The 12,192-nt window shown below is 71.7% G+C and carries 11 protein-coding genes; 10 read left to right on the forward strand and 1 reads right to left on the reverse strand.

The genetic code is table 11. The features are described 5' to 3' along the window. Positions 1-89 precede the first annotated feature (89 nt). From KME79_RS24885 to KME79_RS24930, 10 genes are all read left to right on the forward strand, one after another. Entirely contained in the window at positions 90-1,031 is a 942-nt protein-coding gene (locus tag KME79_RS24885) for a sigma-70 family RNA polymerase sigma factor (protein ID WP_148033826.1), read from the forward strand. Between the two features lie 82 nt (positions 1,032-1,113). Next, entirely contained in the window at positions 1,114-1,884 is a 771-nt protein-coding gene (locus KME79_RS24890; protein ID WP_246640373.1) for an MOSC domain-containing protein, read from the forward strand. A 176-nt stretch (positions 1,885-2,060) separates the two neighbouring features. Continuing rightward, positions 2,061-3,371 carry an ammonium transporter gene (locus KME79_RS24895; protein ID WP_148033824.1) on the forward strand — a complete coding sequence of 437 codons (1,311 nt, stop codon included), beginning with the start codon at positions 2,061-2,063 and terminating at the stop codon, positions 3,369-3,371. Continuing rightward, positions 3,368-3,706 carry a P-II family nitrogen regulator gene (locus KME79_RS24900; protein ID WP_148033823.1) on the forward strand — a complete coding sequence of 113 codons (339 nt, stop codon included), beginning with the start codon at positions 3,368-3,370 and terminating at the stop codon, positions 3,704-3,706. The genes KME79_RS24895 and KME79_RS24900 overlap by 4 nt, the downstream gene beginning before the upstream one ends. 30 nt (positions 3,707-3,736) lie before the next feature. After that, positions 3,737-5,962 (forward strand): [protein-PII] uridylyltransferase, encoded by a 2,226-nt coding sequence (locus KME79_RS24905; RefSeq protein WP_148033822.1) that lies wholly within the window; start codon positions 3,737-3,739, stop codon positions 5,960-5,962. A 133-nt stretch (positions 5,963-6,095) separates the two neighbouring features. Continuing rightward, the gene (locus tag KME79_RS24910; RefSeq protein ID WP_219546567.1) at positions 6,096-8,996 is read left to right on the forward strand and encodes a sensor histidine kinase; all 2,901 of its coding nucleotides are present in this window, start codon (positions 6,096-6,098) and stop codon (positions 8,994-8,996) included. A 22-nt stretch (positions 8,997-9,018) separates the two neighbouring features. Continuing rightward, positions 9,019-9,441, forward strand: coding sequence for a roadblock/LC7 domain-containing protein (locus tag KME79_RS24915; protein ID WP_148033820.1), 423 nt, complete (start codon positions 9,019-9,021; stop codon positions 9,439-9,441). A gap of 27 nt (positions 9,442-9,468) precedes the next feature. Further along, positions 9,469-9,831, forward strand: a complete 363-nt coding sequence (locus KME79_RS24920) for a DUF742 domain-containing protein (RefSeq protein WP_148033819.1) — start codon at positions 9,469-9,471, stop codon at positions 9,829-9,831. Beyond that, the gene (locus KME79_RS24925; RefSeq protein WP_148033818.1) at positions 9,812-10,387 is read left to right on the forward strand and encodes a GTP-binding protein; all 576 of its coding nucleotides are present in this window, start codon (positions 9,812-9,814) and stop codon (positions 10,385-10,387) included. The genes KME79_RS24920 and KME79_RS24925 overlap by 20 nt, the downstream gene beginning before the upstream one ends. Positions 10,388-10,463: 76 nt before the next feature. Beyond that, complete coding sequence (locus tag KME79_RS24930; protein ID WP_219546568.1) at positions 10,464-11,234, forward strand: hypothetical protein; 771 nt, start codon at positions 10,464-10,466, stop codon at positions 11,232-11,234. 144 nt (positions 11,235-11,378) lie between these two features. Here the strand turns inward: KME79_RS24930 and KME79_RS24935 are convergent, their stop codons facing one another. Then, positions 11,379-12,164 (reverse strand): TetR/AcrR family transcriptional regulator C-terminal domain-containing protein, encoded by a 786-nt coding sequence (locus KME79_RS24935; RefSeq protein WP_219546569.1) that lies wholly within the window; start codon positions 12,162-12,164, stop codon positions 11,379-11,381. Positions 12,165-12,192: the final 28 nt, after the last annotated feature.

Below are 12,192 nucleotides of genomic sequence, written 5' to 3' on the forward strand. Positions count from 1 at the left end.
TCCCGTGGTCGTAGTTCTTTTGGGAATCTTTGCTTCCGTTCGGACGTTGGCCGGGTATAGAACGCAGCTGCGGAACGAGGTGCCTGGGGATGGCAAGGCCTACGGGGAGTCGCGCGCAGGAGCAGCACGTCGCGGACCGAGATCTACTGGGGACCTACCTGGCTGAGATCGGCAGGGTCCCGCTGCTCACCGCGGAGGAAGAGGTGGAGCTCGCCAAACGGATCGAGGCGGGTCTTTTCGCCGAACAGCTGCTCGACAGTGGGGGGTCGGAGCCGCGGATCGGTGACACGGCGGACGAGGAGCTGGAGCGCCTGGCGGTCTCGGGCCAGCGGGCGAAGGACGAGTTCATCCAGGCCAACCTGCGCCTGGTGGTGGCCGTGGCCCGCAAGTACTCGGGGCGCGGGATGCCCCTCATCGACCTGGTCCAGGAGGGCAACCTCGGGCTGGTGCGGGCGGTCGAGAAGTTCGACTACAAGCGTGGATACAAGTTCTCCACCTACGCCACGTGGTGGATCAGGCAGTCGGTGGGGCGGGCCATCCACGAGCAGGCCAGGCCGGTGCGGCTGCCGACGCACGCGGGGGAGCAGATGACCCGGCTGATGCGGGTGCGCCGCGACATGCTGGCGGAGTTCGACGCCGAGCCGACCGACGAGGACCTCGCGCAGATTCTGGAGCTGCCCGTCGAGCGCGTACGGGAGCTGCGCCGCTGGGCGTCCGACCCGGTCTCGCTGCAGCTGGGCGTGGGCGACGAGGACGAGACCGAGCTGGGCGACATGATCGCCGACGAGACCTGGGCCGACCCGGAGCAGCAGGCGATCGACATCCTGGAGCGTGAGCGGCTCGACGAGTGGCTGACCGGGCTGGAGGGCGACACGCGCGACATGTTGCGCTGGCGTTACGGGCTGGTCGACGGGCGCGAGCACACGCTCACCGAGGTGGGCGAGCGTTACGGCATCGGGCGTGACCGCGCCCGACGGATCGAGCGCGACGCGCTGGCGCGGCTGCGCCGCATGGCCGACGCCGCCGCCTGACAAGGCTTCCACGAGGCCGGTTCCCCGACGGGGGCCGGCCTCGCCGCTTGTCCGGCCGCAGGAGGACCGTAGGCTCGGGGTCATGATCGTGAAGACAATCCGCCGTTATCCGGTGAAGTCTCTGCTGGGTGAGGACGTTTCCGGTGTACGGGTGACCGAGCGAGGGCTGGACGGCGACCGGGTCAGGGCCGTGCTCGACGTCGCGACGGGAAAGATCGCCAGCGCCAAGAACCCGCGGCTCTGGCGCGGCCTGCTGGCCCTGCACGGCAGCGCGGTCCCCGGGGACGAGGAACTGTCGGAGCTGCTGGGCCGCGAGGTCCGGGTGGTGGAGGTGCCGCCGGACGGCGCGGAGCTGGAACGGTCGGTGCCGGAGGAGGTGCTGGGCAAGGGCGTCGAGGCCGACGTGGCGTTCACGGTCAGCCAGGTGGGCGGGATCGCCCCGCCGGGCACGTTCTTCGACTTCGCGCCCGTACACCTGATGACCACGTCGACGCTGGCCGCGATCGGCGAGCTCAGCCCGCGCGGGACGGTGGAGGCCGTGCGCTACCGACCCAACCTGGTGATCGGGACGGACGAGCCCGGGTTCGTGGAGAACGGCTGGGTGGGCCGCGAGCTGGAGATCGGCGACGAGCTGGTCCTCCAGATCGTCATCCCCACCCCGCGCTGCGCGGTGCCGACGCTGGCGCACGGCGAGTCGCCGCGCGATCCCGACGCGCTGCGCACGGTGGCCCGGCACAACCGCGTCGACATCCCCGGCCTGGGAGCGGAGCCGTGCGCGGGCGTGTACGCGCGGGTGCTGCGTCCCGGCGCCATCGTGACCGGCGACCCGGTGCGGCTGCGCCCGGCGGACTGAGCGCGACACGCCGGGAAGCGACCGGAAAGTTCCCGAATACCGGTCGTGAGGTGACCGAAACTCTCCCGAAACACCCGTGTGGCGAGATTCACGAACGTGAAACACACCAGGTCGAGCCCCGAAACGGAGGCCGAACACGCTGGGGCGATCACGTCACACCAAAGGAGGGTCGCGTCGTGCAGATCGATACCGGCACCACGGCCTGGATGCTCACCGCCACCGCGCTCGTGCTCTTGATGACCCCCGGTCTCGCGCTGTTCTACGGCGGGATGACCAGGGCCAAGAGCGTCCTGAACATGATGATGATGTCGTTCGCCGCGATCATCGTCGTCACCGTACTCTGGCTGTTCTACGGTCACTCCCTCGCCTTCACCGAGAACCCCGTCTCGGCGATCAACAACTTCGTCGGCGGGTTCGACGCGCTCGGTCTGCAGAGCCTCGTCGACACGGCCACGGCTGACGACGGCTCCGGCATGCCGAGCCTCGTCTTCTCGGCCTTCCAGCTGACCTTCGCCATCATCACCGTCGCGCTGATCAGCGGCGCGATCGCGGACCGGGCGAAGTTCGGCGCCTGGGTGCTGTTCGCGGCGGTCTGGGCGACGATCGTCTACTTCCCGGTCGCCCACTGGGTCTGGGGCGGCGGCTGGCTCAACTCGATGGGCATCGAGGACTTCGCCGGCGGCACCGTCGTGCACATCAACGCCGGCGCCGCGGCTCTCGCCCTGGCGCTGGTCATCGGCAAGCGGCAGGGCTGGCGCAAGGAGCCGATGCGGCCGCACAACCTCACGCTCGTGCTGCTCGGCGCGGCCATGCTGTGGTTCGGCTGGTTCGGCTTCAACGCCGGCTCCGAGCTCATCGTGGACGGCATCGCCGGTCTGGCCTTCATGAACACCCAGCTCGCCACCGCCATCGCGGCCGGCGCCTGGATCGTGGTGGAGAAGCTCCGCGACGGCCACGCGACCAGCCTCGGCGTCGCCTCCGGCGCGGTCAGCGGCCTGGTCGCCATCACCCCGGCCTGTGGATTCGTCGACCCCTGGGCTGCCGCGCTCATCGGCCTCGTCGCCGGCGCCGTGTGTGCCTTCGCGGTCGGCCTGAAGTACAAGCTCAACTACGACGACTCGCTCGACGTGGTCGGCGTGCACCTGGTCGGCGGCGTGATCGGCGCGGTCGCGCTCGGCTTCGTGGCCGCCTACCCGGCCACCGACGCGCAGGGCCTGGGCCTCTTCTACGGCGGCGGGCTCGGCCAGCTGGGCCTGCAGGTGCTCGGCCCGGTCGCGGTCGGTCTCTACTCGTTCGTGGTCACCTGGGTCATCGGCACGGTCATCCACAAGACGATGGGCTTCCGGATCCCGGTCGAGGACGAGGTCACCGGCATCGACGTCACCACCCACGCCGAGACCGGTTACGACCTCGGCACCGTGCACGCCTCGGGCGTGACCTCCCCCAACGGCCCCGTCACCCCGGCTCCCAAGAAGGTGGAAGCATGAGGCTCATCACAGCCGTCATCAAGCCGTTCAAGCTCGATGACGTGAAGGCCGCCCTGGAGCAGTTCGGCATCAAGGGCATGACCGTCAGCGAGGCGAGCGGCTACGGCCGCCAGCGCGGCCACACCGAGGTCTACCGCGGCGCCGAGTACCAGGTGGACCTGGTGCCGAAGGTCCGCGTGGAGGTCCTGACCGAGGAGGACGACGCCGAGGACGTCATCGACGTCATCGTCAAGGCGGCGCAGACCGGCAAGATCGGCGACGGCAAGGTGTGGTCGGTCCCCGTCGACACCGTGATCCGGGTGCGGACGGGCGAGCGCGGGCCGGAGGCCCTCTGACGACGGCGCCTGGGTGGAGCAGGGGGAACAGTGAGGGATGAGGCGCGCTCGTACGCCGCGGCCCGCAAGGAGCGGACCGCCGACACCGATCGCTGGCTCAAGGATCTCTTCCGCACGGCGAGCGACGGAGAGCACGTCTCCCTGGTCGCGGTCGGCAGCCTCGGGCGGGGCGAACTCGCCCCGGGCAGCGATCTGGACCTCGTCCTGCTCCACAACGGCCGATCGGACGTCGGCCGGATAGCCGACCGCATCTGGTACCCCGTCTGGGACTCCGCCATCGGCCTCGACCACTCCGTCCGGACCGTGGACGAGGCCGTGGCGGTGGCCCGCGAGGATCTCAAGGCCGTGCTGGGCCTCATCCAGGCCCGGCACGTGGCGGGTGACCCGGACCTGACGAGGAGGGCCAGGGAGGCGGTGCTCGCCGAGTGGCGGGCCGACTCCCGGCGCAGGCTGGGCGAGCTGCGCGACGCGGCCGACCAGCGGGCCCAGACCAGCGGAGAGCTGGCCTTCCTCCTCGAACCGGACCTCAAGGACGGCCGCGGCGGGCTCCGCGACGTCCAGGCGATGCAGGCCGTGGCAGCGGCCTGGGTGGCCTCCGCGCCCGGACCCCGGGCGCGTGAGGCCCACGAGTTCGTCCTCGACGTCAGGCACGCCCTCCACGTCGTCACCGCGCGCGGCACCGACAGGCTCGTGCTGCAGGAGCAGGACGCGGTCGCCGGACTCCTCGGCCTGCTCGACGCCGAGGCGGTCATGCGCAGGCTCGCCGAGGCGGGCCGGACGATCTCCCACGCGTTCGACGCGACCTGGCGCACGGTTGACAGGCTGCTGTCAGGGCCGGCGCCCCGTGGCCGCCGCCCGCTCGCCGACGGGGTGGTCGAGCACGGCGGCGAGGTGGTGCTCGCCAGGGGCGTCTCGCCCCGCAAGGACCCGGTGCTGGTGCTGCGCGCCGCCGCCGCGGCGGCCGAGTCCGGCCTGCCGCTGGCTCCCGCCTCCGTGTCCGTTCTCGCAGCTCAGTCGGCGCCGATGCCCGTGCCGTGGCCGGAGGAGGCACGGGACGCCCTGGTGTCGATCCTCGGCGCGGGGCGCGCGGCCGTGCCCGTGTGGGAGGAGCTGGACCAGGCGGGGATCATTGTCAGACTCCTCCCTGACTGGGAGCGGGTGCGGCACCGTCCGCAGCGCAACCCGATCCACCGCTTCACCGTCGACCGCCACCTGATCGAGGCGGCCGCGAACGCCGCCGGCCACACCCGCGAAGTCTCGCGCCCCGACCTGCTGCTGATCTCGGCGCTGCTGCACGACATCGGCAAGGGCTGGCCCGGCGACCACTCCTCGACCGGCGAGGTCGTGGTGCGCGACATCGGCGTCCGCATCGGCCTGCCGCCCCGGGACGTCGACGTCCTGGCCACGGTGGTCCGCCACCATCTGCTGCTGCCCGAGACCGCCACCCGGCGCGACCTGGACGATCCGGTCACGATCGAGAAGGTCGCCGCCACCGTGGGCTCCCGCGAGGTGCTGGAACTGCTGGCGGCGCTGGCCGTCGCCGACGGCAACGCCACCGGCCCGGCCGCGTGGAACGCCTGGAAGGCCGGCCTTGTCGCCGACCTCGTACGCAGGGTGCGCTCGGTGCTGTCCGGCTCGCCGCCGCCCAAGGCGCCCTCGCTCTCGCCCGAGCAGGCCGCGCTGGCCCGGCACGGCGGCGGCGCGGTGCGGGTCAACGGCGGCGCGGTGACGGTGGTCGCGCCCGACCGGGCCGGTCTGCTGTGGAGCGCCGCCGGGGTGCTGGCCGCGCACCGGCTCGTGGTGCGCTCCGCCTCGGCCGCCTCCGCCGGCGCCACCGCCGTGATCGAGTTCTCCGTCATCCCCGAGTACGGCTCGCCGCCGGATCCTGCGACCCTGGAAGCCGATCTCCGCCTGGTGCTTGCCGGGCGTCTTGACATCGAGCAAAGACTGGCCCGCCGTACGCGGTCGATGCGACCGGCCCGGGTGCCGGTCGCGCCGCCCAAGGTGACGCTGGTGGACGACGCCTCCGCCACCGCCACCGTGGTCGAGGTCAGGGCACATGACAAGCCCGGACTTCTGTGGCGTATCGGGCGCGCCTTCGGCGACTGCGGTCTTGACGTGAGAGCCGCTCGCGTAGAGACTCTCGGCGCGGAGGCGGTGGACGTGTTCTACGTGGTCGACCGTGCTGGACGCCCCCTCAGCGACAGCACTCAACGCAACCAGGTCCGCGACGCCGTGCTTGCCGCACTGCGATAACCGACAGCACACGACACGCGGTCACATTTGTAACGATTGTGTCCGGTTTGTGCGTTACGTCAGATGCTGCGGATACCTTGTGGACGGCCTGATGACCGCATGGGATCGGGATGATTGAGGGGTAGCGGGAGCAGTGACTACGGGGAACTCCGACGGCGGCTTCGCCGCCAGGCGTGAACGCGCCAAGCGGGCACTGCCTCGGCTCGCGCTGCGCAACTGGCGAGTGAGATGGCGGTTGACCGCACTCGTCCTGGTTCCCACCATCGCCGGCGTCGTGCTCGGGGGAGCGCGCGTGGTGGAGTCCGTCCAGAGTGTCGCCGCCTTCGACCGCACGGCCGTCGCGGCCGAGCAGGCCGGGCGGATCCGCGATCTGGTGCAGGCCCTCGGGCTGGAGCGTGACACCGGTGGCTGGCACAACGCCGCCCGGACCCAGCGCAAGCGGCTGGAGAAGCCGTACGAGGAGCGCAAGGCGGAGGTCGACCGGCTCGTCAGGGCCGTGAAGGCGGACCTCGGCGCGATGGACGAGTCCTACGGCGACCGCGTCACCGACGTCGTCGCCCGCGCCCACATCGACCTGGACAACCTGCCCAGGACCAGGGCCGAGGGCCAGCGCGACACCACCCGGTACGACACGGTGCTCGACACCCTGCTCCGCCTGCACGACGAGCTGAGCCTGCTCAGCGAGGACCCCGAGATCGTCGGCCGGTTCCGCGCCCTGAGCGCCCTGACCAGGGCCAAGGAACAGGTCTCCCGCCAGCGCGTCCAGCTCCTGCGCGGCTACTACAACGCCGAGAGCGTGGACGCCAAGGAAGTCGAGCGGTTCATCGCGGCGAACGCCGCCCAGCGCAACCAGATCCAGGTCGTGACGCAGGAGGCCGGCGCCGTGACCGGCATGGAGCTGCAGCGCGCGCTGACCATCCCCGAGTACTACAACAGCGAGCTGACCAAGTCCCGGGCCGTCACGCTGGCCAGCGGCCGCGCGCCCGGCGTCCGGATCAGGGACAACCTGCTCGCCTCGACGAACCCCGACACGGCGCCGCCGGACCAGTGGTTCGAGGACAACGCCAAGGTCATCGCCGCGCTCGTCTCGGTCGAGAGCTCGCTGGGCGAGCAGGTGGCGCTGCGGTCGCAGGAGTTGCGCGACTCCGAGGTCCGCAACGCGATCATCGTCGGCACGCTGATCGTCGGGCTGCTCCTGATCGTGCTGCTGCTCACCGTCGCCATCGCCCGCTCGATGGTCACGCCGCTGCGCCGCCTGCGCACGGAAGCGCTGGAGATCGCCGGGTTCCGCCTGCCGGACGTGGTCCGCCAGCTGCGGGTCTCCGGCGAGACCACCGCCCCCGAGGTACGCCCGATCGACGTCGCGGGCAACGACGAGATCGGCGAGGTGGCCCGCGCCTTCGACCAGGTGCACCGCCAGGCGGTGCGGCTGGCGGGCGAGGAGGCCGAGCTGCGCGGCAACATCAGCGCGATGTTCGTCAACCTCTCGCGCCGCACCCAGACGCTGGTCGAACGGCAGATCTCGCTGATCGACGGCCTGGAGAAGGGCGAACAGGACGGCGGCCGGCTGGCCGACCTGTTCAAGCTCGACCACCTGGCCACCCGCATGCGCCGCAACTCCGAGAACCTGCTGGTCCTCGCCGGCCACGAGCCCACCCGCCGGCGCAGCCAGCCGGCCAAGCTGGTCGACGTGGTGCGCGCCGCGCTGTCGGAGGTCGAGGGGTACGAGCGCGTGCAGGTCAAGGTGCACCGCGCCACCTCGGTGCTCGGCAGCGTCGCCAACGACCTGGTCCACCTGGTGGCCGAGCTGGTGGAGAACGCGCTGCAGTTCTCGCCCAGCAACTCCCAGGTCACCGTCTCCAGCAGCCTCATCGAGGGCGGCGGCGCCCTGCTGTCGGTCACCGACAGCGGCATCAGCATGACCGAGGAGGAGCTGGCCGAGGCCAACCGCCGCCTGGCCGAGCCCCCGGTCGTGGACGTGTCGGTGTCCCGGCGCATGGGCCTGTTCGTGGTCGGCCGCCTGGCGCTGCGCCACGGCATCCGGGTGCAGCTCCGCAGGGGCGAGGGCATCGGGCTGATCGCCATGGTGCTCATCCCGCCGGCGCTCATCCAGGACGCCACCAGGCAGCCGCTGCCGCAGCGGCCCGCGTTCGGCGGGGGCAGCACGTCCGTGCCGCACCGGCCGCAGGTGCCCGCGCAGAACGGCTACCGCTCGCACGGGAGCCTCGACTCCTACGACTCCGGAGCGGGCCGGCCCGGGCTGGGGCCGTTCGGCGCCGACACCGACGCGCCGCGTCACTCCTACGACTCGGGGACGTTCCCGTCGTACCCGAGCGCGCCCCCCGGCCAGCAGGGGTTCGCGCCCGGCTCGTACCCGCCCGTCCAGCCGCCCGGCCAGCAGGGGTTCGCGCCCGGCTCGTACCCGCCCGTCCAGCCGCCCGCCCAGGAGCGGCCCGGATCCTTCCCCTCGTTCCCGAGCCAGGAGCTGCCGCGCAGGCAGCCCGGACGCTCCGACTTCCCGAACCCGGACGTCCCGAGTCCGGAGGGTCCGCCGCCGACGGCCCGCCACGCCGCGAACGACGTGCGCAGGCCCGAGCCGCCGCCCTCGACGGACGTCTCGCCGATCGAGGCCGAGCGGGAGGAGTACCTGCCGATCTTCGCCGCGGTGGAGTCGGCCTGGTTCCGCCGGCCGCCGGAGGAGCAGGCGCAGGAGGCAGGCGGGAGTGAGGACAGTTCCGCACAGCCCGTACCCTCTGGGGAGGAAGCGTGGCGGAACGCCGCCGACGCCGGTTGGCAGGCGGCGGCCGCCGCGAGCGACCCGAGCCTGGGCGGCGTCACCTCCGCGGGGCTCCCCAAGCGCAAGCCGAAGGCGAACCTCGTGCCGGGATCGGCCGGTCGCCCGGCGCCTCAGCAGGAGGCTCAGCCGCCCAGGCCGCCCCTGTCGGCCGAGCGGATGCGCAACAGGATGGCCGGCTTCCAGCAGGGAGTGCGGCGGGGTCGTGCGGAAGTACGCGAACAGGAGGAGCAAGAGTGAGCGAGCGTCCTGAGGAGGGCGAGTGACGACCCTCAGTCACGAGGCGCACCGGTTCGACTGGCTGATCACCGACTTCGTGCGGAACACGCCCGGGGTCGCGCACGCGGTCGTCGTATCCGCTGACGGGCTGTGCCTGGCCGCCTCCGAAGGCTTCCCGCCGGACCGGGCCGACCAGCTCGCCGCGGTGTCGGCCGGACTGCTGAGCCTCACCGTGGGAGCCTCGCGGGTGTTCGAAGGCGGGGCCGTCACGCAGACCGTGGTGGAGATGCAGCGCGGCCTGCTCATCGTCATGGCCATCAGCGACGGCTCGGTCCTGACCGTGCTGGCCGGGCCGGACTGCGACATGGGGCTGGTGGCGTACCAGATGACGCTGCTCGTCGACCGCGCGGGCCAGGCGCTCACGCCGGCGCTCCGCGCCGAGCTGCAAGCGGCTAGGACGCGGTGATGTGAATGGACATGGAGGGACAGGGCCGTGTACGGGAGTGACGGGCACGGGGACGAAGAGCCCCTGTTCCGTCCTTACGCGGTGACCGGTGGCCGTTCAGAGCCGCGCTACCACCTGGCGATGGAGACGTTGATCTCGTCGATGTCCATACCGGACGACGAGATGGCCATGCTCACTCCTGAGCAGGATGCGATCATGCAACTCTGTCGCTCGTTCCGGTCGGTCGCCGAGATCTCGGCCCTGCTCCGGGTCCCGCTGGGCGTGGCCCGCGTGCTGGTGGCGGACATGTCCGATGAAGGGCTCGTCCGCCTCCACGCGCCACGCCTCGAACAGGGACAGCCAGACCTCAACATGCTCGAAAGGGTGCTCAGTGGACTTCGCAGGCTCTAGCCCCGGCCTCACCTCGACGAAGATCGTGGTCGCGGGCGGGTTCGGCGTCGGCAAGACGACGTTCGTGGGGGCGGTGTCCGAGATCCTCCCGCTGACCACCGAGGCGGTGATGACCGACGCCTCCGCCGGGATCGACGACCTCGCCATGACGCCGAACAAGCAGACCACGACCGTGGCCATGGACTTCGGCCGGGTGTCCCTGGACCGGGACCTCATCCTCTACCTGTTCGGCACGCCCGGACAGCACCGGTTCTGGTTCATGTGGGACGACCTGGTGCGCGGCGCGATCGGGGCCGTGGTGCTGCTCGACACGCGGCGGCTGGCCGACAGCTTCCCGGCCATCGACTACTTCGAAGAGGCCCAGCTGCCGTTCATCGTGGGCATCAACGGCTGGGACGGGCAGTTCCCGCACACCGACACCGAGGTGCGCGAGGCGCTGGCCCTCTCGCCGCACGTGCCCATCGTCCGTACGGACGCGCGCAACCGCGAGTCGGTCAAGTCGACGCTGATCTCGCTGGTGGAGCACGTGGTCCGGCTCCGGGCGGCGCCGGTTTAGGTCACGCGAATTACCGGAAATATGAGGCTTGCCCACACTACGCTGCATATCTCCGGAATTGATGGTGAGGGCGTGCATGGTGTGGATCGCCTTGGCGGGCGGCCTGGCCGTCATCGGTGTGATCGTCTGGTCCTTCGGACGCGACGCCTCCCGCGCTGAGGAGGCGCCTCCCGAGCGGTCCCCGCGAGGCTGGGCGGCCGGGCTCGGCGAGGACGCCCGGGTGGCCTTCTTGGAAGGGCTCCGGGCGTACCAGGACAAGGTGGGCCCGCTTCACCTCCGCGAGGACCACGGCCTGCTGGCCGTCCACGACCCGCCGAGGCTCGTCTCCCTGCACCTGCTCGCGGACCGGTTCGCCGCGCGCGGCCCGGAGGGGCTGCACGACCCCGAGGAGACGGTGCGCGTGCTGGTGACCGCGTGCGTGACCACCGAGCAGCCGGGCGTCCTGCACCTGCGCCCCGGCTGGCTGGGCAGCGGCGAGGTCGACGGCATGGACCGGCGCGCCTTCGTGGAGGCCGTACGGGAGATCGTCTGTCCGGGCGGCGCCGGGGGCGTCGCCGGTCGGTTCGCGGACGAGAGTGCGGGCAGCCTGGTGGTCACCCTCGCGGCCGAGGGCGGCGACGAGGGCAACACGCTGCTGCTCGACCTGGCCCGTGTCCTCGACCGCTACGAGAAGCTCCGCGCCGAGCGTCCCGGCATGCCCGCCCGTGCGCTGCTGCGCGACGTGCTGTTCCGCCTGCTGGCCGAGGACGGCCCAGGCCTGACCTGGACCGAACCACCGGCCGAGCGTCACCGCGCAGCCCTGCTCGCCGCCGGGCAACCACCCACGGAACGACGCCCGGCAAGCTGAGTCACGGACGCACGCCACCACCGTGGCGGATGTCGCAGGCAAGGCGGACGCTGAGCGCCCCGACTTCGGTGGAGCTGCCGGTCTCGGGGGTGCCGCCAGTGAGCCGGGCGCCGCAGGCTTGGCGGACGTGGGTGGGGCTGCAGGTCAGGAGTGGGTTTTAGGTGGTTGAGGGGTGCGGTTGTCGATGAGGGCTTGGATGCCGTCGAGGACGCGCTGGAGGCCGAACTCGAAGGCGTGGTCGGCGCTGTAGGCGGCGCCGAGGGTCTCGCCGGCGGCCTGGCCGACCCGTGCGGCGGTGGGGAAGCGTGACGGGTCGGCGATGCGGCTGAAGAACGGCGCGTGCGCGGCCCACCACTGCTCGTCGGACATGCCGGTCCGGCTCTCCGCCTGGGCGGCCTCGACCGCGCCCCGGGCGGTGCCGTGCACGAAGCCGGTGATCAGCGTGATCACCGAGTCCATCTCCACGTCGGTCAGCCCGATGCCGTCGACCGCGCGCAGCTCGTAGTCGTACTTGGCGGTCACGTTGGGGCCGAGCACCGGGCGGCTCGCGGCCACCTGCAGCAGCCAGGGATGGCGCAGGTAGAGCGCCCAGTTCTCGCGGGCGATCAGCTCCAGCCGGGCCCGCCAGCCGCCGGGCGCCTCCTCCGGCCTGGCCGTCTCGCCGTAGACGGTGTCGAGCATGACGTCGAGCAGCTCCGGCTTGCCCGGCACGTACGTGTAGAGCGACATCGTGCCCACGCCCAGCTTCTCCGCGACCCGGCGCATGGACAGCCCCTGGAGCCCGTCGGCGTCGGCCACCTCGATGGCGGCGCGCACGATCCGGTCGACGCTCAGGTCGGGCTTGCCCTTCCGGCTGACGCGCTCGCTGGTGCGCCAGAGCAGCGCGAGGCTGCGCGCCGGGTCTCCCTTGCCGCTGTACTCCACTGTCACCCTACGTACGGTACACCGTACGGTTGCA

This window comes from Nonomuraea harbinensis (genome assembly GCF_019396385.1).
GTDB classification, from domain to species: Bacteria; Actinomycetota; Actinomycetes; order Streptosporangiales; family Streptosporangiaceae; genus Nonomuraea; species Nonomuraea ferruginea.

Bases quoted from the DNA above. Each gene is read 5' to 3' on its own strand.
- KME79_RS24885 (WP_148033826.1), top strand. From the start codon at position 90: ATGGCAAGGCCTACGGGGAGTCGCGCGCAGGAGCAGCACGTCGCGGAC.
- KME79_RS24890 (WP_246640373.1), top strand. From the start codon at position 1,114: ATGATCGTGAAGACAATCCGCCGTTATCCGGTGAAGTCTCTGCTGGGT.
- KME79_RS24900 (WP_148033823.1), top strand. From the start codon at position 3,368: ATGAGGCTCATCACAGCCGTCATCAAGCCGTTCAAGCTCGATGACGTG.
- KME79_RS24930 (WP_219546568.1), top strand. From the start codon at position 10,464: ATGGTGTGGATCGCCTTGGCGGGCGGCCTGGCCGTCATCGGTGTGATC.